This window comes from Serratia sp. 4542 (genome assembly GCF_016805595.1).
Lineage (GTDB): Bacteria > Pseudomonadota > Gammaproteobacteria > Enterobacterales > Enterobacteriaceae > Serratia > Serratia nevei.
Window position 1 is genome coordinate 198792 of sequence record NZ_RXKV01000003.1, and the last position, 21012, is coordinate 219803.

Consider the following 21012-nt stretch of genomic DNA (forward strand, 5'->3'; position numbering starts at 1 on the left):
AGGGCGTTAACGTCCTTGCCACCATCCCCATAGGGTAATTAATAGCCACGCCGCCGCAACCCAGCACAGCACCGCCGCCCCCAGGGCCAACGACAGCCGCAGGCTGTTAATCAGGAAATACAAAGAAATCAAATACACCAGATAGGGCAGCACTGCCCACATGCCGAAAATTAGCGTCGTTTTCAGCGCCGCAATGGAACGCTCGTTGCCGACAATGTAGTGCGCAATCAGGGCGAAAGTGGGGAAAAGCGGAACTAAACCGGCGATATAATAGTTGCGCGTTTTGGCCAGCAGGCCGATCAGAACCACGACCAGTGCGCCGATCAGCGCTTTGACAAGGATGCCCATAATGGTCTCGGGTGTGGGGGAAAGCCAACACACTGCCCGAAAGCACGTGCAAGATCAATGGGGTGTGGCGTAACGCGGGGAAAAGCAGACCCGCATGAAGCGCGGGTCTGAGACGCAACGCTTACTGACGGTAAGCGTGCTTGATTTGCTGAATGCTGTTCTTGAAGATTTCCGCCTGGGTGGGATCTTCAATCTGGGCGATAAAACGTTCCATGTTGATGATAACTTTCCCGGCGTCGGCCTGGCCGATCGACTTCAGGATCAGCGTCAGCGTGGCTTTGAGGCAGGCAACCTCGGTCGCCAAGATCTCCGGGTTTGCAGACGTAGTGAAATCAACGTTGCTCATTTTCTCTCCTGATTTTTTGAGGCCGTAGCCTGATACAAGCTGCTTTGGCGCACCGCGCGCGGGCTAAACGTTGCCCCATGCGCGGCGGCGAATTTAACTGGGCGCGGAGTATAGCATAGCATGCGTCCATCATCTGCACCGGGCTTGCTCCGCTCACGCCGGTGGGCAGCGCCCGTTCACCGCCAGCCTGAATCATCCATTATCGGTAAGTTATTTCGGGGCGGTTAACAAGTATTTGTCCGGCACGTTATTGTTGAACCATTGGGGTTATTATAATTATTTGAGGCGGCTGGCACCGATTTTGCCGATGTTCGCCGGGAATAATAGTTCTGCACGCCGGGTGTTCAGCCAACGATGGCGGTGGTTTTTGCTACGTCTTTAAATATCAAATGATTACAAACGGCCAACCGCCGTGCTAATATTATTCATGTCGTGATTGCTTACACAGATTTCCCCCTCGCTGCATGATTATCGCGCTATCCTGTGTCTGACGCGGCGCAACGAAATTATTTTCGTCGCCCGATCTTTTCCGACGTGACGATTTATTGGCGGCATAGATGGCTAAAATTGAAAAATCAGCTCTGCTCCGCAAAGTTATTCGGAAGTATGTATTAATCTGTGTTCATTCTTGTCTGAAAAACAAGTAATATCTCTGGCGAAAACAGAGGCTGATTGCGTTACTCCCTTTTTTTGGAGATTTTTCCTTGATTAGCGTTCTTCTTGTTGATGACCACGAACTGGTGCGCGCAGGGATACGACGCATTCTTGAAGATATCAAAGGTATAAAAGTTGTCGGTGAGGCTCAATGCGGTGAAGACGCCGTAAAATGGTGCCGTGGCAACGCTGTCGATATCGTGCTGATGGACATGAATATGCCGGGCATTGGCGGGCTGGAAGCCACGCGCAAGATTGTGCGTTATGCACCCGACGTCAAAGTCATCATGTTGACTATCCATACTGAAAACCCGTTGCCCGCGAAGGTGATGCAGGCGGGGGCCGCCGGTTACCTGAGCAAGGGCGCCGCACCGCAGGAAGTGATTAACGCCTTGCGCTCCGTGCATGCGGGGCAGCGCTATATCGCGTCTGATATCGCCCAGCAGATGGCCCTGAGTCAGCTGGAGCCCCAGGCCGAAACGCCGTTCAGCTGCCTGTCTGAACGCGAGTTGCAGATCATGCTGATGATCACCAAAGGCAAAAAAGTGAATGAGATCTCGGAGCAGTTGAGTCTCAGCCCGAAAACGGTGAACAGTTACCGTTACCGCATGTTCAGCAAACTGAATATCAGCGGCGACGTCGAACTGACCCACCTGGCCATCCGACATGGATTGTTCAATGCGGAGACGTTGTTAAGCAGTGAATGACCGTTTTGATGCCAAAGCCTTCCTGAGTACCGTCACCAGCCAGCCCGGCGTCTACCGTATGTACGACGCCACGGGCACGGTGATCTACGTCGGTAAAGCCAAAGACCTGAAAAAACGTCTCGCCAGCTATTTTCGGCAGCAGGTCAGCAGCCGTAAAACCGAGACGCTGGTTAAAAATATCGCGCAAATAGACGTAACGGTTACCCACACCGAAACGGAAGCGCTGTTGTTGGAACATAACTACATTAAATTGTACCAACCGCGATATAATGTTCTTTTGCGCGACGATAAATCTTATCCGCTGATTTTTCTCAGCGCGGATACCCATCCCCGTTTGGCGGTGCACCGCGGCGCCAAACACGCCAAGGGCGAATATTTCGGGCCTTTTCCCAACTCTTACGCCGTGCGTGAAACGCTGGCGCTGCTGCAGAAGCTGTTCCCGATCCGCCAGTGCGAAAACAGCGTGTATCGTAATCGCTCGCGCCCGTGCCTGCAGTATCAGATCGGCCGCTGCCTGGGCCCTTGCGTCGCCGGCCTGGTGAGTGAGGAAGAGTACCGGCAGCAGGTGGACTACGTGCGGCTGTTCCTTTCGGGCAAAGATCAGCAGGTGCTGCATCAGCTGATTGCGCGCATGGAAGAAGCCAGCAAACTGCTCAATTTCGAAGAGGCGGCGCGCATTCGCGATCAAATTCAGGCCGTGCGCCGCGTTACCGAACGGCAGTTCGTGTCGGGCGACAGCGACGATCTGGACGTGATCGGCGTGGCGTTCGACGCCGGTATGGCGTGCCTGCATGTGCTGTTCATCCGTCAGGGCAAGGTGCTGGGGAGCCGCAGCTATTTCCCTAAAGTGCCGGGCGGCACGGATATGAGCGAAGTGGTGCAGACCTTTGTCGGCCAGTTCTACCTGCAAGGCAGCCAGGCGCGTACGTTGCCCGGCGAGATCCTGTTGGATTTCAGCCTGCCGGAAAAAGACCTGCTTGCGGAGTCGCTCTCCGAGCTGGCGGGACGCAAGATTCAAATTCAAAGCAAACCGCGCGGTGACCGCGCCCGTTATCTGAAGCTGGCGCGTACCAACGCGGCAACGGCGTTGACCACCAAGCTTTCGCAACAGTCGACGATCCATCAGCGGCTGGCGGAGCTGGCCAAGGTGCTGAACCTGACGGAAATCAACCGTATGGAGTGCTTCGATATCAGCCACACCATGGGCGAACAAACCGTGGCTTCGTGCGTGGTGTTCGACGGTAACGGCCCGGTGCGCGCGGAGTATCGGCGCTACAATATCAGCGGCATCACCCCCGGCGATGACTACGCGGCGATGACGCAGGTGCTGAAGCGCCGTTACGGCAAGGCGCTGGAAGAGAAAAAGATCCCGGATGTCATCTTCATCGACGGCGGCAAAGGGCAGCTCGGCATGGCGATCGACGTGTTCAAATCGCTGAACGTTACCTGGGACAAGAACAAGCCGCTGCTGATTGGCATCGCCAAAGGCGCCGATCGCAAGGCCGGGTTAGAAACGCTGTTCTTCGTGCCGGAAGGCGAGGGGATTTCGCTGCCGCCGGATTCGCCGGCGCTGCATGTGATCCAACACATCCGCGATGATTCGCACAATCATGCGATTACCGGCCACCGGCAGAGAAGGGCGAAAGTCAGAAATACCAGCGCACTGGAGCTGATTGAAGGCGTAGGGCCGAAACGGCGCCAGGTGCTGTTGAAGTATATGGGCGGACTGCAACCTTTGTTGAACGCCAGCGTGGAGGAAATTGCAAAAGTGCCGGGTATTTCACAAGCATTGGCAGAAAAGATCTACAATGCATTGAAACACTGAGGGCAATGTAGCAACATACTCTTAATTTCCACTCTAGCCAGATAGTTACCGTAGCATTATGCAATTGAATATACCGACTTGGCTTACCCTGTTTCGCGTAGTTCTGATCCCATTCTTTGTGCTGGCGTTTTATCTGCCGTTCAGCTGGGCTCCGATGGTTTGCGCCGTTATCTTTGTGTTTGCCGCCGTCACCGACTGGTTTGACGGCTTCCTGGCACGCCGCTGGAAACAAACGACGCGCTTCGGGGCGTTTTTGGATCCGGTTGCGGACAAAGTGATGGTGGCGGTGGCGCTGGTGCTGGTGGCGGAGCACTACCACAGTTGGTGGATCACGCTGCCGGCGGCCACTATGATCGCCCGTGAAATCATCATTTCGTCGCTGCGAGAGTGGATGGCGGAAATTGGCAAACGCAGCAGCGTGGCGGTGTCCTGGATCGGCAAAGTGAAAACCATGGCGCAGATGATGTCGCTGGTGGGCTTGCTGTGGCGGCCGGACCGCTCCGTAGAGTATGTGGCGATCGGTTTGCTGTATATCGCGGCGGTGCTGACTTTCTGGTCGATGTTCCAATATTTGAATGCCGCGCGCAACGATCTGCTGGAACCGTGATCGATGCGCTGCAAAAATCGGCAAACGATCGTGATGAGCCAACAATTTTATTGACTCATCACGTCAGGTAAGTAGAATGCATCGCATCAGACGACAACGATGAATTGCCGAAAGATAGCAAGGAAATCAGTCAGTTCTGGTAATGCGGGAATAGCTCAGTTGGTAGAGCGCAACCTTGCCAAGGTTGAGGTCGCGAGTTCGAGCCTCGTTTCCCGCTCCAAACATTAACCTGTTGAATCCCGGTGATTCAGCAGGTAAGCGAAAGGGGCTTAGGCCCCTTTTTCGTTTTCTATTCCCTCTCGCTTTCTGTACCTCACCCCTCTTTAATCAGCGGCTATGTTTCTGGCCGTCGATTCGATATACCGAAGCAACAGAATCGCGCATTTCTCTTCCTAATGATGTACTTTTTCTCTCCTGACAAATAGTCTGGATATCTAAGCGACCGATCAGGCATTGTCACCACCCGGCGATGATGAACAAGCGACTGCAGGAAGGGATATTTCCGTGAGTCTGATAACAAGGAGGTGGCTGTGGGTATGCACCGCATTTTGTGGATCGTCATGGTAACGATAGGGTGGTCTTGGTCAGCGGAATCGACAGCCGGCGACACCGTCGCGTTCACCGTTGAAACTTACGCGCTGCATTATCCGTATGCGAGCCCGACAGATAATCAAGCCGCGCTGGCCGCGATGATTCAGGGCTCGGGAGTGACCGGGCATTATTGGAAGCAGAGCAGGCGCTTAAAGCTTACGCGCTGCATGACCGGCGTGACGTGTTACCCCTCACCGCATTTTGCGGATGACATAATAGACCATACGGTGACCGTGCGGCCGCAGATTATACCTGGCCCGTCGGAACAGCAGCCGACGCGCCTTACTTTCAATCTCCCTGTCAGCCACCGTGGTGCGTTGCTGGATGGGGTCACTTTGGTGCTGCCTCTGAAACCTGTGTGGCGCCAGCCCAGTGTGCAACAGGCGTTGCAGCGCGCAGAGGTTGCCTTACCTGAGTATGCAAAAAACCGGCATGCTTTGAGCATAGGGGCTTCGGTGTCTGTCAATCTCGCGCTGCCGAAAACGCCGGGGGAATTTGGGCCCACGCTGAACTATTGTGCGGAGATCCCGAACCCGTTGAGCTGGAGCCACTCCGGGGTGCTTTCGATGAGGGTCCTCGTTCAGCAGGCGTCACGCACAAATAGGCCATGGCCGTTTATCGAAAACCCCTGGACTTCGGCCAATCATGGAACGGGGGAGAGCTGCGCAACCTGGCGGCCTGAGGTGGAGAATAGCTACCTGTGGCATAACGAGTAACAAGGCGCCGTTGGACGCTCGTTTTCTTTCTGTGGCCAAAGCCGTTCCGATGAGGCAGAAACTCGATCGTGGTCTCCCGCTAGCGCTCGCCTGCTGGATGCCGCCGTTGAACGATGCAAGAATGAGCGGCGGAATTTTGGCTAGGCCGGGAGGATCGCCATGCAGGAAGAAAATAAGACGGCGCACGACGCCATCCGCTTTACCGCTGCGGACGGCTATGTGTTGGGCGGCAGCTATTTTCCTGCATTGGGCGGTAGCAATACGCCGGTGCTGATTTGCCCCGCCACAGGCGTTAAACAAGGGTTCTACTATGCCTTTGCACAGTGGCTGAGCGAGCAGGGGCATCCGGTGATGGTGTTCGATTATCGGGGCGTCGGCGTTTCACTGGCGGAAGCGCATGTCCGGTACTCCAAAGCCCGTAAACAGGACTGGGGAGAGTGTGATATGCCGGCGGCACTGAACTGGCTGCTGGCGAAAACGGCTGCGCAACAGGCGCATGTGATCGGGCACAGCGCTGGCGCTCAGCTGGCGGGGTTGATGCCGAACCACCATGCCGTGCGCAGCCTGACGGCGGTTTCCGCTTCTTCTGGCTATATCGGCAATATCCGTTGGCCGTTCAGGGCGATGGCGATCGGCTTGATGTGGGGCTATATTCCGCTCTCGGTACGGCTGCTCGGCTATGGGCCGGCAAAGTGGCTGGGGTGGGGAGAGGATTTACCCGCCGGCGTCGCCCGGCAATGGGCCGCTTGGTGCCGGCGGCCGGGCTACGTGGAAAATGCCTTTGGTACGGAAATTCAACGTCATTACTATGCCGCGTTCCAGGCACCGATCGCTGTGGTTGCCGCCGCCGATGACGTGCTGGTAACGCCGCGCAGTATCGCTGACTGGCTGCGGCTGTTGCCTAACGCGCGACATGCCGTCCACTTGCTGCAGCCGGCGGAGGTTGATGGTCAGGCGATCGGGCATATCAACATGTTCAGGCGCAGCCGCGCTGCGCTTTGGCCGCGGCTAATTGCTGGGATATCGGCAAAGTGAAGTGGTCTGTCTGCATGATGAAAGAGCGTTTATGGTGAGGAGCTGAAATAGGCCCAGCCTGATACGGATGGACTGCGAATACGAAGAAGGGAGCCCGATGGTTTCAAAACTGAGTACGGTAGAGTTTATCATCGACAATATTTCTGCACCGGGTAAGCTTTCGGCGAAGAGGATGTTCGGTGAGTAGGGTATTTATTGCGCTGAGAAAATGGTGGCGCTGGTCTGCGATGATCGGTTGTTTGTTAAACCGACGCAGGGCGGCAAAGCGTTTCTGAACGAATATTCAGAAGCGCCGCCTTATCCGGGTGCAAAGCCTTGTTTTGTGATTCCGGAAGAGAAGTGGGGCGATAGCGCCTGGCTTTCCCAATTAATCGCGCTGACTTATGCTCAGCTGCCTGCGGCGAAGAAAAAGGTCTCGAAGAAACCCACTTAAGCCTATGGATTGGGGCGCCCGCCGGGTAGGGGCCTCATTATTGCAATCCTGCCGGTATCATTAAGGAAGCGGGAACGGGAGGGAGTATGAAGTCTGGCGCTATACGGCATCTGGTCAGGAGACTGGCAGGATGCATATTGTTCTTCGGGCTGGTCGCCCCGCCGTTGGGGGGCATGCTGATGCTGCTGCTGATGACGTTTGGTATCAGTGGCTATGTGGATCCCGGGTACTTTAACGTCGGCGATGTGCTGGGAATGCTGGTGTTCATTGGGGCTTTTTCCTATGCGCTCGGTTTTCTGCCGGCATGTTTGGTGGGGGCTATCGTCGGAATCGCTCATCCCGGCATTCGCCGATTGCGGTGGTTTCTGCTGTTATGCGCGGTGCTATCCGCCGTTGCTCCTGGTTTGCTGAATGCCGATCAGCGTATTTTTGGTACGATCGCGGTTTTGCCGGGCACGATCGCTGGGTTTTTATGGTGGCGCCGGAGGTTGCGCGATGCCCCCCATGAGGATGTTATGCACGGTACCCCATCACCATAAGCAAATGAAAAGCCGGAGAGGGCGCGGGTAAGCGGTTCCTGCCGAGAAAAAAGAACCGATTTGCCCGTGAATTCCTGAGCCGATGCATATAAAATCAACATTCCGCTTGCCTTTGCGTCGGCATTGTGAACAGTGCGCCCACAAAATAAGCAGTTGAAAGCGTTAGAGAACTTTTTGCTATTTCGGGGGGTTGCCAAGGTGGGGGGTTTAGTCCATAATGCAGTCCATCGATTCGGCGGTAACGAAATAAATTACTTAAGAATCAGATGATTAGGATAAGCGATTTCAACATCGCCAACCAAAAGAACAAAACGAAGTGGGTGAGTCACCGGCTTTGGCCTGAAAAGGCAAACAGAATAAAGGCGCGTTAACAAAGCGGTTATGTAGCGGATTGCAAATCCGTCCAGTCCGGTTCGACTCCGGAACGCGCCTCCAACTTTCCCGAGCCCGGGTGGTGAAATCGGTAGACACAAGGGATTTAAAATCCCTCGGCTTATGGCTGTGCGGGTTCAAGTCCCGCCCCGGGTACCAGGGAACGAAAATACCGAATAATCAAAGCAATAAGTAGTAATGTCGTAAACCGCCGAGAGGCGGTTTTTTTGTGCCTGAAATTCGTATTGCACCTGCACTTTTTCCTTTCTTATCATGCTCATACCCTTTGATTGTCAGCCTGCCTGCACGGAGGAGCCCCGCAGGGCTCCGAAATACAACTCATAAGAAACCGAACGCTGCGGCGAGGATCCAGCCGAAGACGCAGGAGACGCTGACGCCGATCAGGCCGGGCAGAATAAAGCTGTGGTTGATCACGAAGCGGCCGATGCGGGTGGTGCCGGAACGGTCGAACTGGATCGCCGCCAGATCGCTGGGGTAGGTCGGCAGAATATAATAACCGTAACAGGCCGGCGCCGAAGCGACGATATAGGCCGGGTTGACGCCGATCGCCAGCGCCACCGGCACCAGTGCCGCCAGCGCGGCGGCCTGCGAGTTGACGAATTTCGACACCAGCAGCAGGATCAGCGCATAGGCCCAGGGATATTCTTTCACCAGCACGCCCAGCGTGGCTTCGATCTGCGCCAGGTGCGCGCCGAACATGGTTTCCGCCATCCAGGCGACGCCATACACCGCCACGATGGCGATCATGCCGGAGCGGAACACTTCGTTTTTAGAGATAGACGCCGGGTTGGTGCGGGTAATGATGACGATCAACGCCCCGGCCATCAGCATGCACATCTGGATCACCAGGACCATGGAGAGCGGCTTGCCGCCGAAGCTGGGCCGCAGATCGGAAAATGCCCCCAGCACCGCCACCAGTGCGATGGTGGCGAGGAAAATCCACATGGCGATCCAGTTGCTGCGTGGGAGCACCCGATCCAGTAAGGTGGCGGCATCGCCATAGACGTAGCGATGGTTTTCCGGCACCGAGATGAATTTCTGGAACTCTGGGTCTTTGTCCAGGTCTTTGCCGCGGAACCAGCTGAAGATGCCGATCGCCAGAATGCCGCACAGGGTAGAAGGTATGGTGATAGAGAGCAGGTCGAGGAATTCCAGATGGCGACCATTGAAGGTGTAACTGCTGAGCATCGCCACCAGTGAGACCACCGCCACCGAAACCGGGCTGGCGATAATGCCCATCTGCGCGCCGATCGAGCTGGCCGCCATCGGCCGCTCCGGGCGGATGTTATTTTTGATCGCCACGTCATAAATGATCGGCAAGATGGTGTACACCACGTGCCCGGTGCCGCACAGGATAGTGAGAATGCAGGTCACAAACGGCGCGATGATCGAGACATAGCGCGGGTTACGTCGCAGCATCCGTTCGGCGATCTGCAGCATGACGTCCAAACCGCCTGAGGCCTGCAGGGTGGCGGAGGCCGCTACCACCGCGATGATCACCAGCATCACGTCTACCGGCGGTTTGCCGGGCTGCAGGTGAAAGCCGAACACCAGGATCATCAACCCGATCCCACCCAGTAACCCCAGCGCAATGCCGCCCTTACGCGCCCCATACAGCAGGCATGCCAATATCACCGCTAATTGCAGAAAGAAATCCATGATAAATACGCCTTAATAATTTTGAACTTAACTGCGCTCAGTTTCCGGCCGTGTTGGCTGCAGAAAGTTGTTTTAAATCTAAAGGCACTAATAAATTTGTGGTCATTAACCCTAAAGAGTGATGCTGGTCACACTCAAAGGAGTCAGGGCGGAGGTGGCATCCGCACGAAAAAGCAAGCGGACAGGTCTGACCTCTACTATATGAGAGGTTTACTGACCCGAGGAGAAACCCATGGACCCGACAAAAATGACCGGACTGGCGCTGTTACAGGCTGCGATGGCCGGTAAAATCCCACCGGCTTCGATCGCTGAAACCGTGCCCATGAAACCGGTGGCGGTTGAAGAGGGGTATATCCGCATCGTGGCGCGGGCTGACGGGCGCCACCTGAATCCGCTGGGGGGCGTTCATGGCGGCTTTGCCGCCACGGTCTTGGACTCGGTGACCGGTTGCGCGGTGCACAGTACGCTGGGCGCGGGGATTGGGTATGGCACCGTCGATCTGCAGGTTAAAATGTTGCGCCCTGTGCCGAAGGAAACTGACCTGATCGCCGAAGGGCGTCTGGTCTATGCGGCCAAAAACGTGGCCTTCGCGGAAGGCACGCTCAAAACGGCGCAAGGGAAGCTGCTGGCTTCGGCAACCGCCACTTGTTTTATCATTCGCCCTAGCGAACAAGCACCGCAATAACCTGCCTTTTATCGGGCTTCGGGCTATCAACCCGGGGCCTGATGCATTTCTCTTCGGTTGCATACAGCGCTGCGCTACGGCGGCAGGCGCGATACGCCATTGTGGTCTAGTATTCTGGGGTAAAAATTTATCGGAGTGATTATGCAACCGTATCCGTATAAAGAGGTTGAGTTTGATCATGAGCTTTGTTTGGCGATTGGCAAAGCCGTGTTGGACGTGGTGGCGCAGGGGGATGAAACCAGCGCTCCAGGAGTGATGAACGCGATTGAGCGGTCGGTGGAACAGGGGCTGAATGACGACGAAATCGCCGCTGCCGACGATGCCCTGGATTTGATGGCGCGTCTCATCCACGGCTGCCGGTTTGTTAATCTACCGGGTGAAGAGGAGGCTTCCCGTGCATTGGTTGAATTTCAAGCGCTACAAGAGTGACGTTGCCAGACAGGCCGTGCCGCCGCATTTGAATGTGGCTGAATTTGCACGGCATTACGCCGATAAGCCGCAAACCGATACGGAAGAGTATCTTTCGTTGAGCGGGGAGATGTGCTGGGATGCGGTGGTGCTTTGTGCCCACCGTTCAGGCGCGCTCAGCAAGGCGAAATACAAGCAGCTGTGGCAGACGGTGTTCGATAAGCAATACAAACATTTCGTTAGCCCGGACGATACCGAGATCCGCACGATGGCCGATATGCTGCGCGCGCCGCAGGGATGTTTTATCGGCATATTCTCCCTGCGTGACGCGGCGGCGCCCCGTTTGCTGCATGCCATGATCGGTACCGGTGCGGGATTTGCCGCAGGCAATAAAAATCTTTGCATCGGCGTGGGGGGCGCGGTCGGCTGGGAAAATCTCAATCTGGCGCGCGATCTGCGCTGGCAGCCTGAAGGCGGCTTTTTACGCCAGGGCGACAACGAAGTGCTGCGCATATTTTATCGGCCTTTCCCCGCCTGAGCCGGTCCGCATGCTTGTAGAGTAAAAAACCGCCGCCTGGCGGTTTTTTATTGGCGCGTGTCGCCCTTATTTGAACCCGCCGTTGCGAATGAATTCGAGACCGGCGGCGGTGATCCGCGTTTGATGCGGGTCGATATCATAGTTGTTCTCGTCGATGTCGCTCATCACATAGGCCTGTATCAGGCCCTTGGTTTTGAGATAGGCGAAGGGATCGGCGAACGCATGCGGGCTGGTGGCGTCTTGTTTCCACAGTTCGTAGGTTTTTTCATCCAGCGTGCCGGGGTGATTGGCGGCCAGCCGGGTCAGGATCTGATTGTAGAACGCATAATCGGTCATGATGCAGTCCCCTTTATCGCGAGCGATAATCGCGGAAAATGACGGTAAGGTCTTTCAATCATAGCCGATGTTTTCCACCGCCTGTGCGGGTTAGCCGCGTTGGCTTTCAATCCAGTGGAACAGGCGTGAAATGGTGAAGGTGATATCGCCGATGTTGAAGAGTGCGCCGAGCCACAGGGTGAGCATAACAAGGATGCCGATGATGACGGGAAGGTCCATTTTGCTCATGATTGCGTGCTTCATCAATTAAGAATGTGCTGTAAAGCCTACCATCAAACCCGATTGTCATAAAATGCGCTGCGTATTATTTCGGTTGAATTCAAAGCAAAAAAGCCACCCAATCGGGTGGCTTTTGTCTTTCAGCGCCGATCAGTCCAGCTTGGGATGCTGGTCGATCAGGATCTGCTTTTTCTTTTCCAATTCGGCGATCTGCGCGTTGATGTCCTCGACTTTCTGTTCGATGTTGTCGTAGGTCTCCTGCAGCAGCTCTTTCGCCTCTGAACGGTCAGACGCAGCCGGCGTCGCGCCGCGCAGCGGTTTGTTGGCGGTTTCTTTCATGTACAGACCGGTGATAAGACCGATCACCGCCACGACCATCAGGTAGTAGGCCGGCATGTACAGGTTGCCGGTCGCTTCGACCAGCCAGGCGGCGGCGGTCGGCGTCGCACCGGCGATCAGCACCGAAATGTTGAACGAAATCGCCAGCGCGCTGTAGCGGATGTGCGTCGGGAACATCGCCGGCAGAATCGAGGCCATCACCCCGGTGAAGGAGTTGAGCAGCACCGCCAGCACCAGCAGACCGACGAAGATCAGGCCAATCACGTTGCTGTTGATCAGAATGAAGCACGGGATCGCCAGCGCCAACAGGCCGATGCTGCCGCCGATAATGAACGGCTTGCGGCCGATGCGGTCACTGGTCAGGCCGATTACCGGCTGTACGAACAGCATGCCGATCATGATGGCGATGATGATCAGAACGCCGTGATCTTCCGAGTAGTGCAGGTTATGCGACAGGTAGCTCGGCATGTAGGTCAGCAGCATGTAATAGGTCACGTTGGTGGAAATCACGATGCCGACGCACACCAGCAGACTTTTCCAGTGTTTGGCCGCGATCTCTTTGAACGAGGTTTTTGGCGGATTTTCGATGGCGTTGCGATCCTCTTTCTCCATCTTGTCCACGTGCTGCTGGAACGCCGGGGTTTCTTCCAGCGCATGGCGCAGATAGAGGCCGATCAAACCCAACGGCGCGGCGATGAAGAACGGGATACGCCAGCCCCAGTCGAGGAAGTTGGCTTCGCCGACGATGCTGGAGATCAGCACCACCACGCCTGCGCCCATCACAAAGCCGGCGATGGAGCCGAAGTCCAGCCAGCTGCCCATAAAGCCGCGTTTGCGGTCCGGCGAGTATTCGGCGACGAAAATTGCCGCACCGGAATATTCACCGCCGACGGAGAAGCCCTGCGCCAGCTTGGCCAGCAGCAGCAGGATCGGTGCCCAGATACCGATCGACGCATAGGACGGGATCAGGCCGATACAGAAGGTGCTGACCGCCATGATGATAATGGTGACCGAGAGCACCTTTTGGCGACCGAATTTGTCACCCATGGCGCCAAAGAACAGACCGCCGAGCGGACGTACCAGGAAGGGCACGGAGAAGGTTGCCAGCGCGGCGATCATTTGTACGCCGGGCGAGGCGCCGGGGAAGAAGACCTGGCCAAGTGCGTAGGCGACAAAGCCGTATACGCCGAAGTCAAACCACTCCATCGCGTTGCCCAGGGCCGCCGCGGTGATCGCCTTCTTGAGTTTGCTGTCATCGATGATGGTGATGTCGCTGATGTGCATCGGTTTATGTCGTTTTTTTCTTAACTTCATATAATCATCCCTTAATGAATTATTCGTTGTTCGTGAAAGCGTAATCTCCGTTCACTGTTGTTTTCGAGTTATCAAATCGGCTAATCGAATCGCGGTTCAAGACGATTCATTATCCACATTTAAGTTGGGATGTGGATCACAAAATATCGTCGTTTATGCCAAGGTTATGTCATTTAGGTGACTAATTATTTTGCATCTATAGCTTAACGTTATATCTTGTGGCGATCAAATTTAGCAGTTTAACTTAAGTGTTTGCACCGATTTGGTGCGAGAATGGTCTAATAATTGTGCGATTCGACGGTTTTTCGTCTGATTGGCCATGTTTGAAGTATAGAGAGTGCGGGAGATAAAACAGGAAAAATTGATGTGTTTGCCGCTAAAAAACCACCTGGCCGGATGGCCAGGCAGTTTGGATCAGAGGGCCGATGAACCGCCGAATTCCAGATAGATTTTCGCCAGGTTCTGGTACTGCGCGAAGCGGTTTTCGTCCACCGCCAGCTCCGCCTGACGACGCTGCTCCTGAGCATTCAGCCAATCGGTAATGGTGACGGCGCCCTGCCGGTAACGCACCTCGTTCAGCCGCTCCGATTTGCGCGCCAGCGCCAGCGAGGCCTGCAACTGCGCCTCTTGCGCCAGCAGCTGTGCGCGCAGCGACAGGGCGTTATTTACATCGCCCATCGCCTTGTACAGCGCCTGCCTGAATTCCAGCACCTGCTGTTCGTAGTCGTTACGGGCGATCTTGATATCCACGCCCATTTGCCGCCATTGCAGGAACGGCAACGTCAGGCCGGCGCTGAGGCTGCCCGTCGGGTTGCGCAGAAACTCCAGCAGCGCGCTGCTGCTGGCGCCCAGCGAGCCGGTCAGGCTGAAAGCGGGGTAGTATTGCAGACGTTTCTCGTCGACGTTGGCCAGAGCGGCGCGCAACCGCAGCTCTTTGGCGCTGAGATCCGGGCGACGGCTCAAGACGTTGGCGGGAATGCCGGTGCTGATCTGCGGCATTGCCGCCGTCGGCAGACGTGCGGGCGCGATGGTGGTCTGGCCTGAAGGTACGCCCAGCAGCACCGCCTGTTCGTTCAACGCCTGTTGACGTTCGTGTTGCAACGTCAGCAGCCGGCTTTCCTGCGTTAGCACGTTTTGTTCCGCGTTCACCACGTCCAGCGCCGAGATGCTGCCGGCCCGGTAGCGGGCGTTGGCCAGCCGCAGCGTCTGTTTGGCGTAGGCGATGCTCGCCTGGCTGACGCCGATCTGCTGATTGAGGAAGCCGATGCGCCAGTAATTCGTGGCGGCGTTGGCCAGCAGCGTCAGGCGCGCCGTCTGCAGATCCTGCTCGGAAGCCTGGCTGGCCCACTCGGCGGCGTCGCGCTGGCGCGCCAATTTGCCCCACAGGTCGACTTCATAGCTCGTAGAGAGCGTCGCGCCGCTGGTTTTACTCCAGGCGGAGGACTCCGACAGCGGGCGATTGATGCCGCTGTTCAACGAGGCGTTGACGTCGGGCGCGGTGCTGATGCCAACGCGTTCAGCCTCGAGGCGTGCGCGGTAGACGCGCAACACGGCGACGGCCAGATCGTTGTTGCTCGCCATCACCTGTCGCAGCCAGCGATCGAGCTCGGGATCGTGGAAATCGCGCCAGTCAAACGGCGTCGGCGCGGCGTTTTCGGCGGCGTGCTGCCAGCTCGTCGGATAGTTGACCTGCGGCGCCCGGTAGTCGCTTTTCAGGGTGTTGCCGCAGCCGGCGGTGAGCAGGGCGGCGAGGCTTAATGCCAAGGGAGAGAAAATTTTCATGGGTTACTCGCTGGCCAATGAAACGACCGGATCCATCCTTGCCGCTTTGCGGGCGGGGAGATAACCGAAGATCATGCCGATTAAGGTTGAACAGAAAAACGCCGTCGCGGCGGCTTGCCAGGAATAGATGGCGGTGAACATGCCGCCCGCTAGCGAGGTGAACAGCGACCCGGCGGCGAACGACAGTGCGATACCCAATGCGCCGCCGATCAGGCAGACCAGCACCGCCTCGATCATGAACTGTTGCATGATATCGCCGCGCCTTGCGCCGACCGCCATGCGCACGCCGATCTCGTGGGTGCGCTCGGTCACCGAGACCAGCATGATGTTCATCACGCCCAGGCTGCCGATCACCAGCGAGATCGAGGCCACCATCAGGATCAGCAAACTGAGCGTCATCGAGGTGCGCTCGATCGATTTACGGAACTGATCGCGGTTGAACGTCATGAAATCCTTGACGCCATGGCGCTGGGTCAGCAACTGCGTAATGGCGCTGACGGCGGCTTCGCTGGCGACGTCATCCTTCAGCCGCACGGTAATGCCGCTGAGCGTGGTTTTGCCGACCATGCGGTACATCACCGTGCTGTAGGGCATCCAGACGCTGATGCGGTTGGGCGCATAGTTGCGTTCGCTTTTGGCGACGCCGACCACCCGCGCCGGCACCGAGCCGAGAAACACGATCTGGCCGAGCGGCTCGACGCCGAAATCGCCGAACAGCGCCTGGCGCGCGTTGTCGTCGATGATCACTTCCTGCAGCGCGTTGCGATCGTCGCGGAAGGTGGCGCCTTGCACCAGCGTGATGCCGTTGACGCGGAAATAGTCGCGCCCGACGCCGGTGATTGACGCAGTGGCAGATTTACTGCGAAAACGAATGCTGTCGGACGCGCTGACCTCCGGGCTGACGCTGTCGACGAAGCTTTGCTGCGCCAGCGCGTCGGCATCGGCCGGCACCAGGGTGCGGATGCTGTCGATGGCGTCGTCGAAGAAATCACGCCCCGGATAGATGCTCACCACGTTGGTGCCGAGTCCCTTGATATTCTCCAGCGTGCGCTGCTTGGCACCTTCACCCAGCGCCACGACCGTAACGACGGCGGCGATGCCGAAGATAATGCCGGTCATGGTCAGCGCGGTGCGCAGGCGATGGGCGTTCATCGCTTTCAGCGCCATGTGCAGCGATTCGCGGGTGCGGTCGATCAGGCTTTGCCAGCCGCTTTGCCGGCTGCGGTTCGGCGGCGGCAGCGCGACGGCGGGTGCCGATTGGCGGCCGCTGTCAGCGATGATCTCGCCATCCCGCAGCTCGATGACGCGCTGCGCATGTTGCGCCACGTTCATATCGTGGGTGACGATCACCACGGTGTGGCCGCGCTGATTCAGCTCGCTGAGGATCGCCAGCACTTCCTGGCCGGATTGGGTGTCCAGCGCGCCGGTCGGTTCATCCGCCAAGATAATTTCGCCGCCGTTGATCAGCGAGCGCGCGATGCTGACGCGCTGCTGCTGGCCGCCGGAAAGCTGGCCGGGCTTGTGGTCTTCGCGTCCTTCCAGACCCAACCGCGCGAGCAGCAGCGCTGCCCGCTGCCGCCGCTGATCGCGCCGGGCGTTGGCGTAGATGGCCGGAATTTCAACGTTGCCCAGCGCGCTGAGATCGGGCATCAGATGATAACGCTGGAAGATAAAGCCGATATGCTCGCGGCGCAGGCGGGCCAGTTCGTCCGGCGACAGGTGGGCGGCGTTCTGGCCGCTGATGTAGTAGTCGCCGCGATCCGGCACGTCGAGACAGCCCATGATGTTCATCAGCGTCGATTTGCCGGAGCCGGAGGCGCCGATGATCGCCACCAGCTCGCCGGCGGCGATGGTCAAATCGATGTCTTTCAACACCGTCAGCGCCTGACCGCCGTTGGTGTAGGTCCGGCTGATGCCTTTTAGCTCGATGATCGCGTTCACAGGAAAATGCCATCCTCAGCCGACTTGGCGGCGGGCTGCGACAGCACCACGGTTTCACCGGCTTTCAGGCCGTTGAGGATCTGAATGTCGACGTTGTTGGTGATGCCGGTGGTCACTTCGCGCGTTTCCAGCCGCTGATCTTGGGTTAGCACCTGCACCTGTTGCCCTTTTCCTTCGGTTTTATGCACCGCTTGGATCGGCACCAGCAGGGTATTCTTCGCTTCGCCGAGCAGTAAGGAAACCTGCGCGGTCATGGCGATGCGCAGGCGGTTTTCCGGGTTGGGCACGTCCAGCAGCGCGTTGTAATAGACCGAGGCGTTCGAGGTACCGGAGCCCGAAGCGGAGCTGGTGCCGGCGAGCGAGTCGTCTTTCATCACCGATTCCGGCGCCAGCTCGATGGTGCGCAGCGTGGCGTCGTAGCGTTTATCCGGATCGGAGAAAATGGTGAAGTAAGCCTTTTGCCCCGGCGAAATGCGGGTGATGTCGGCTTCGGAGATCTGCGCTTTGATGGTCATCATATCCAGCCGCGCCAGCTTGACGATGGTCGGCGCACTTTGGGTGGAGTTGACCGTTTGCCCCTGCTGCGTGACCACGGCGATGACGATACCGTCCATCGGCGCGACGACGCGGGTATACCCCAGGTCGATCTTTTTCTTGTCGACTTCAATCTGCGCCTGCACCAGGCGCGCATTGAGCGAAAGCAGTTCGGCGCGGGTGGTGGCGAGCGTAGCCTCGGCGGTTTCGAAGTCTTCACGCGAGCTGGCCTCGTCGTTCAGCATGCGCCGCTGGCGTTTGAAACGCGACTCGGCCTGCTTAAGCTGTGCCTGCTTGGCCTGCAGTTCGGCTTTGATGACGTTCAGCGCCGCCTCGGCGTTGCGCAGATCGTTGCGCTGTTGCAGATCGTCGATGTCGGCGATCGGCTGCCCTTTGGTGACGCGATCCCCCAGTTTGACCTTCAGCGATTTGACTTCACCGGAGACCCGCGCGCCGACATTAACGCGTTCGACGGCATCCAGCCGCCCGGTGGCCAGCACGGCATTCTCGATATCGCCCAGGCGGGCCGGTGCGGTAACGTAATCCTGCTGCGGCGGGCGTTGCCAATAGAGGGCCAGCGCGATGGCGACGGCGATGAAAACGATGACGGCGATCAACGCCAGACGACGGGGTGTGAGTTTCAGTGATGGCATGCCCAGGTTTTCCATAACGATAAAAGCGGCGGTTCCAGTCTGCCATCATGGCAGCGCCAGCCTGAACTGGCGCTAAACGTGAGGCGCTTTCCCGCTGGAAAGGGGATAGTAAAGGCTTTCCCGCTAAAGATCACGGTGAGTTATTATCCGCCGGGTGTGCAACCGGCTGCGCGGCACGCTATACTGGCTAAAAAACCAGTATTCATTCATCAGCAGGATAACGCCGCCGCCATGATGCCAAACCGCCTCGAGCCGGAACTCGACATTTACCAATACCCGGAGCACCTGCGCGCCTGCCTGGCGCCGTTGCCCAAAGGGCCGGGCGTCTATGTGTTTCACGGCCAGAGCGAAAGCCTGCCGCTTTACATCGGTAAAAGCGTCAACGTACGCAGCCGCGTAATGGCGCATTTCCGTGCGCAGGACGAGGCAAAAATGCTGCGGCAAACCCGGCATATCAGCTTTATCGAGACCGCCGGCGAGTTGGGGGCACTGCTGCTGGAGGCGCAGTTGATCAAGCAACAGCAGCCGCTGTTCAACAAGCGCCTGCGGCGCTCGAAACAGCTGTGCGCGCTGCGTCTGCAGGCGGACACGGTGACGATTGCCCACGCCAAAGAGATCGATTTCGCCGTCACGCCCCACCTTTATGGGCTGTTTGCCAATCGCCATGCCGCGCTGGAAAAGCTGCGCGCCATCGCCGACGAGCATCGTTTATGTTACGGCAAGCTGGGGATCGACAAGCTGCCCGCCGGGCGAGCCTGCTTCCGCTACAGCCTGCGCAAGTGCGCCGGCGCCTGCTGCGGCGTGGAGCCGGCGCAGGAACATGCGCGGCGGCTCGGCGCGGCGCTGGAACAGCTACGCATCGCCTGTTGGCCGTTCGCCGGGCGCGTGGCGTTGGAAGAGCAGGGTGAGACGCTGCGGCAGTACCATGTGATTCACAATTGGTTTTATCTGGGCTCGGTCAGCAGCCTGGCGCAGGCGCAGCGGTTGCAGAGCGCGGCCAGCCACTTTGACAGCGATGGCTACAAGATTTTGTGCAAGCCGCTCATCGCCGGCGATTATCGGATTATTGAGCTGCCGTAATGCCATAATGCTATCGATAACCTAAGACTTATCTGTAAATTCAGGGCATTATGCTAAAAAAGCTTGTGTCCATAATGTTGTTATGGATAATGGCGCCCCGAAGCGAAGGAACGCGCTATTAACTCAGTTGGCAGAGTGATTGGTTTTATAATGGCTTGTTTTGGCTTGAAAATTGATAGACGCGGGTTCGAGTCCTGCATAGCGCGCCAGCTTTCTTCCCTTCATCTCACCGCGCTTACCGTAAAGCGCACCCGGGTTGATTTGCACTATCGGCTCCTCGTTGGGATTTTCGGGTGTGCTTTACCGTAACCGCTGGCTTTCCTTCCTCTTTCTCTTTCGATCCTTTGCTAAACTGTAATCAGGCAGGCTTGCTGCCCGGCAACAGGAGGTCGATATGTCTCACTCCGAGCAACTGCAGGAACTCTTGCAACGCGTCGCCGCCCTCGAGGCGAGAGAGAAAGCGCTGAGCGCCGCGTCCAACGCTTATCAGGCGATTATCACCACCATGTTGGGCAATATGGAGAAGACCGAACGTGACCGGATCATCGCGATGATCGATCAGGCTCATGAAATCGCTTACGCCCGCGCCATTCAACGCAGCAACGAACCGCAAAAGCAGAAAATCAAACAGGCCGACGATGTGGCCCAGCGCATGTTCATGTTTGCGCAAGGCAAGGCCGCCCAGCCGCGCTGAATCCGAACTATAACAGTTGCCGCCATTAAGTTGGCTAACTGATCTACCCGGCGAAACTGTACTTGTGTTACTTTTAGCGGTGAGATTTGATGGCAATGCTGTTTCCAGCATAAGGTTGTAACGATGGACGCGATTAAAAGCATCTTGGTTAAAGAGATTGAACAGATCAATCGGCGCGAAGGGCGTGACGGCAAGCCGCGCTTCAACAGCGAATTTGCCCGCACTCACCGCTATCTGTGCCTTGCCATGTTCGCCGGTTATTTCGCGGTGATCGCCGTGATGTACCAGGTGCCGTACATGGGGATATATGCCTTCCTGGGCTTCACCGCTTTCGTGCTGTTCATGTTCGCCATGCTGCTGATAGAGATCCGGCCGGTATACCGCTTCGAGGACATCGGGGTGCTGGATCTGCGGGTTTGCTACAACGGCGAATGGTACTTTACCCGCGCGCTGTCGCCTTATGCGGTGCAGCAGCTGCTGGATGAGCCGTCTATCGGCGCCGCGCTGAAACAGAAGATGCGGGTGATCATCGGCAACAAGGGCGAAATCGACTTCTACGACGTGTATGACATGGCCTACGGAAAAAAGCCGCAGGATGAGCCACCGCAGCTGGCGGCGGCAAACTGAAAGGTTTCC

22 protein-coding genes and 4 tRNA genes are annotated in these 21012 nt (G+C 57.2%); 17 read left to right on the forward strand and 9 right to left on the reverse strand.

Features of this window, described 5'->3' with window-relative positions; all coding sequences use genetic code 11:
• Positions 1 to 6 precede the first annotated feature (6 nt).
• Together EKL15_RS03315 and EKL15_RS03320 are read right to left on the reverse strand one after the other, a co-directional pair.
• A complete protein-coding gene (locus EKL15_RS03315) occupies positions 7 to 348 on the reverse strand; it encodes a GlpM family protein (RefSeq protein WP_049201590.1) in 342 nt (113 codons plus the stop codon).
• A gap of 121 nt (positions 349 to 469) precedes the next feature.
• The gene (locus EKL15_RS03320; protein ID WP_004927950.1) at positions 470 to 694 is read right to left on the reverse strand and encodes a DUF2594 family protein; all 225 of its coding nucleotides are present in this window, start codon (positions 692 to 694) and stop codon (positions 470 to 472) included.
• 704 nt (positions 695 to 1398) lie between these two features.
• Here EKL15_RS03320 and uvrY point away from each other — a divergent pair.
• The 10 genes from uvrY (at position 1399) to EKL15_RS03370 (ending at position 8332) form a co-directional block, all read left to right on the forward strand.
• On the forward strand, positions 1399 to 2055 hold the full coding sequence (gene uvrY / locus EKL15_RS03325) for a UvrY/SirA/GacA family response regulator transcription factor (RefSeq protein WP_004927947.1): 657 nt from the start codon (positions 1399 to 1401) through the stop codon (positions 2053 to 2055).
• Positions 2048 to 3880, forward strand: coding sequence for an excinuclease ABC subunit UvrC (gene uvrC / locus EKL15_RS03330; protein ID WP_048233314.1), 1833 nt, complete (start codon positions 2048 to 2050; stop codon positions 3878 to 3880). The genes uvrY and uvrC overlap by 8 nt, the downstream gene beginning before the upstream one ends.
• Before the next feature lie 58 nt (positions 3881 to 3938).
• Entirely contained in the window at positions 3939 to 4487 is a 549-nt protein-coding gene (gene pgsA / locus EKL15_RS03335; protein WP_033642639.1) for a CDP-diacylglycerol--glycerol-3-phosphate 3-phosphatidyltransferase, read from the forward strand.
• Positions 4488 to 4631: 144 nt separating this feature from the next.
• A tRNA-Gly gene (locus EKL15_RS03340) sits at positions 4632 to 4707 on the forward strand.
• Between the two features lie 316 nt (positions 4708 to 5023).
• Positions 5024 to 5794, forward strand: coding sequence for a hypothetical protein (locus tag EKL15_RS03345; RefSeq protein ID WP_060440231.1), 771 nt, complete (start codon positions 5024 to 5026; stop codon positions 5792 to 5794).
• 159 nt (positions 5795 to 5953) lie between these two features.
• Positions 5954 to 6829, forward strand: coding sequence for an alpha/beta fold hydrolase (locus EKL15_RS03350; RefSeq protein WP_102984889.1), 876 nt, complete (start codon positions 5954 to 5956; stop codon positions 6827 to 6829).
• A 190-nt stretch (positions 6830 to 7019) separates the two neighbouring features.
• The gene (locus tag EKL15_RS03355) at positions 7020 to 7262 is read left to right on the forward strand and encodes a competence protein TfoX (protein ID WP_304529120.1); all 243 of its coding nucleotides are present in this window, start codon (positions 7020 to 7022) and stop codon (positions 7260 to 7262) included.
• An 86-nt stretch (positions 7263 to 7348) separates the two neighbouring features.
• Positions 7349 to 7801 carry a hypothetical protein gene (locus EKL15_RS03360; protein WP_102984888.1) on the forward strand — a complete coding sequence of 151 codons (453 nt, stop codon included), beginning with the start codon at positions 7349 to 7351 and terminating at the stop codon, positions 7799 to 7801.
• 361 nt (positions 7802 to 8162) lie between these two features.
• Positions 8163 to 8236, forward strand: a tRNA-Cys gene (locus EKL15_RS03365).
• Positions 8237 to 8246: 10 nt separating this feature from the next.
• Positions 8247 to 8332, forward strand: a tRNA-Leu gene (locus EKL15_RS03370).
• Between the two features lie 180 nt (positions 8333 to 8512).
• Here the strand turns inward: EKL15_RS03370 and EKL15_RS03375 are convergent.
• A complete protein-coding gene (locus tag EKL15_RS03375; protein WP_025302367.1) occupies positions 8513 to 9853 on the reverse strand; it encodes an anaerobic C4-dicarboxylate transporter in 1341 nt (446 codons plus the stop codon).
• 232 nt (positions 9854 to 10085) lie between these two features.
• Here EKL15_RS03375 and EKL15_RS03380 point away from each other — a divergent pair, with 232 nt between their 5' ends.
• The 3 genes from EKL15_RS03380 to EKL15_RS03390 all read left to right on the forward strand — a co-directional run bounded on the left by EKL15_RS03380 (position 10086) and on the right by EKL15_RS03390 (position 11484).
• Complete coding sequence (locus EKL15_RS03380) at positions 10086 to 10538, forward strand: PaaI family thioesterase (protein WP_060419585.1); 453 nt, start codon at positions 10086 to 10088, stop codon at positions 10536 to 10538.
• Positions 10539 to 10679: 141 nt separating this feature from the next.
• Positions 10680 to 10967: a hypothetical protein gene (locus EKL15_RS03385; protein ID WP_060419583.1), complete on the forward strand. Its 288-nt coding sequence runs from the start codon at positions 10680 to 10682 to the stop codon at positions 10965 to 10967.
• Positions 10900 to 11484 (forward strand): hypothetical protein, encoded by a 585-nt coding sequence (locus tag EKL15_RS03390; RefSeq protein ID WP_238423599.1) that lies wholly within the window; start codon positions 10900 to 10902, stop codon positions 11482 to 11484. Before EKL15_RS03385 ends, EKL15_RS03390 begins: the two co-directional genes overlap by 68 nt.
• Before the next feature lie 66 nt (positions 11485 to 11550).
• Here EKL15_RS03390 and EKL15_RS03395 read toward each other — a convergent pair whose 3' ends face one another.
• The 6 genes from EKL15_RS03395 to EKL15_RS03420 all read right to left on the reverse strand — a co-directional run bounded on the left by EKL15_RS03395 (position 11551) and on the right by EKL15_RS03420 (position 18593).
• A complete protein-coding gene (locus tag EKL15_RS03395) occupies positions 11551 to 11820 on the reverse strand; it encodes a hypothetical protein (RefSeq protein WP_033646469.1) in 270 nt (89 codons plus the stop codon).
• A gap of 90 nt (positions 11821 to 11910) precedes the next feature.
• Positions 11911 to 12048: a hypothetical protein gene (locus EKL15_RS03400; RefSeq protein ID WP_162215441.1), complete on the reverse strand. Its 138-nt coding sequence runs from the start codon at positions 12046 to 12048 to the stop codon at positions 11911 to 11913.
• Positions 12049 to 12189: 141 nt separating this feature from the next.
• A complete protein-coding gene (gene proP / locus EKL15_RS03405) occupies positions 12190 to 13692 on the reverse strand; it encodes a glycine betaine/L-proline transporter ProP (RefSeq protein WP_060419579.1) in 1503 nt (500 codons plus the stop codon).
• A gap of 414 nt (positions 13693 to 14106) precedes the next feature.
• Positions 14107 to 15474: a TolC family protein gene (locus EKL15_RS03410; protein WP_203088776.1), complete on the reverse strand. Its 1368-nt coding sequence runs from the start codon at positions 15472 to 15474 to the stop codon at positions 14107 to 14109.
• A gap of 3 nt (positions 15475 to 15477) precedes the next feature.
• A complete protein-coding gene (locus tag EKL15_RS03415) occupies positions 15478 to 17415 on the reverse strand; it encodes a MacB family efflux pump subunit (RefSeq protein ID WP_084826422.1) in 1938 nt (645 codons plus the stop codon).
• Positions 17412 to 18593 (reverse strand): efflux RND transporter periplasmic adaptor subunit, encoded by a 1182-nt coding sequence (locus EKL15_RS03420; RefSeq protein WP_238423610.1) that lies wholly within the window; start codon positions 18591 to 18593, stop codon positions 17412 to 17414. Before EKL15_RS03420 ends, EKL15_RS03415 begins: the two co-directional genes overlap by 4 nt.
• A 240-nt stretch (positions 18594 to 18833) precedes the next feature.
• Here EKL15_RS03420 and cho point away from each other — a divergent pair, with 240 nt between their 5' ends.
• The 4 genes from cho (at position 18834) to EKL15_RS03440 (ending at position 21003) form a co-directional block, all read left to right on the forward strand.
• Positions 18834 to 19682, forward strand: a complete 849-nt coding sequence (gene cho, locus EKL15_RS03425) for an excinuclease Cho (protein ID WP_060440223.1) — start codon at positions 18834 to 18836, stop codon at positions 19680 to 19682.
• A 112-nt stretch (positions 19683 to 19794) separates the two neighbouring features.
• Positions 19795 to 19891 (forward strand) — tRNA-OTHER (locus tag EKL15_RS03430).
• 185 nt (positions 19892 to 20076) lie between these two features.
• Entirely contained in the window at positions 20077 to 20376 is a 300-nt protein-coding gene (locus EKL15_RS03435) for a sigma-S stabilization anti-adapter protein IraP (RefSeq protein ID WP_016928230.1), read from the forward strand.
• A gap of 123 nt (positions 20377 to 20499) precedes the next feature.
• On the forward strand, positions 20500 to 21003 hold the full coding sequence (locus EKL15_RS03440; protein WP_038875410.1) for a YlaC family protein: 504 nt from the start codon (positions 20500 to 20502) through the stop codon (positions 21001 to 21003).
• Positions 21004 to 21012 lie beyond the last annotated feature (9 nt).

What these genes read in the sequence shown, in the direction of transcription:
- EKL15_RS03315 (WP_049201590.1), bottom strand. Translation starts at nt 348, where the DNA reads ATGGGCATCCTTGTCAAAGCGCTGATCGGCGCACTGGTCGTGGTTCTG.
- EKL15_RS03320 (WP_004927950.1), bottom strand. Translation starts at nt 694, where the DNA reads ATGAGCAACGTTGATTTCACTACGTCTGCAAACCCGGAGATCTTGGCG.
- pgsA (WP_033642639.1), top strand. Translation starts at nt 3,939, where the DNA reads ATGCAATTGAATATACCGACTTGGCTTACCCTGTTTCGCGTAGTTCTG.
- EKL15_RS03345 (WP_060440231.1), top strand. Translation starts at nt 5,024, where the DNA reads ATGCACCGCATTTTGTGGATCGTCATGGTAACGATAGGGTGGTCTTGG.
- EKL15_RS03350 (WP_102984889.1), top strand. Translation starts at nt 5,954, where the DNA reads ATGCAGGAAGAAAATAAGACGGCGCACGACGCCATCCGCTTTACCGCT.
- EKL15_RS03360 (WP_102984888.1), top strand. Translation starts at nt 7,349, where the DNA reads ATGAAGTCTGGCGCTATACGGCATCTGGTCAGGAGACTGGCAGGATGC.
- EKL15_RS03375 (WP_025302367.1), bottom strand. Translation starts at nt 9,853, where the DNA reads ATGGATTTCTTTCTGCAATTAGCGGTGATATTGGCATGCCTGCTGTAT.
- EKL15_RS03380 (WP_060419585.1), top strand. Translation starts at nt 10,086, where the DNA reads ATGGACCCGACAAAAATGACCGGACTGGCGCTGTTACAGGCTGCGATG.
- EKL15_RS03385 (WP_060419583.1), top strand. Translation starts at nt 10,680, where the DNA reads ATGCAACCGTATCCGTATAAAGAGGTTGAGTTTGATCATGAGCTTTGT.
- EKL15_RS03395 (WP_033646469.1), bottom strand. Translation starts at nt 11,820, where the DNA reads ATGACCGATTATGCGTTCTACAATCAGATCCTGACCCGGCTGGCCGCC.
- EKL15_RS03400 (WP_162215441.1), bottom strand. Translation starts at nt 12,048, where the DNA reads ATGAGCAAAATGGACCTTCCCGTCATCATCGGCATCCTTGTTATGCTC.
- proP (WP_060419579.1), bottom strand. Translation starts at nt 13,692, where the DNA reads ATGAAGTTAAGAAAAAAACGACATAAACCGATGCACATCAGCGACATC.
- EKL15_RS03410 (WP_203088776.1), bottom strand. Translation starts at nt 15,474, where the DNA reads ATGAAAATTTTCTCTCCCTTGGCATTAAGCCTCGCCGCCCTGCTCACC.
- cho (WP_060440223.1), top strand. Translation starts at nt 18,834, where the DNA reads ATGATGCCAAACCGCCTCGAGCCGGAACTCGACATTTACCAATACCCG.
- EKL15_RS03435 (WP_016928230.1), top strand. Translation starts at nt 20,077, where the DNA reads ATGTCTCACTCCGAGCAACTGCAGGAACTCTTGCAACGCGTCGCCGCC.
- EKL15_RS03440 (WP_038875410.1), top strand. Translation starts at nt 20,500, where the DNA reads ATGGACGCGATTAAAAGCATCTTGGTTAAAGAGATTGAACAGATCAAT.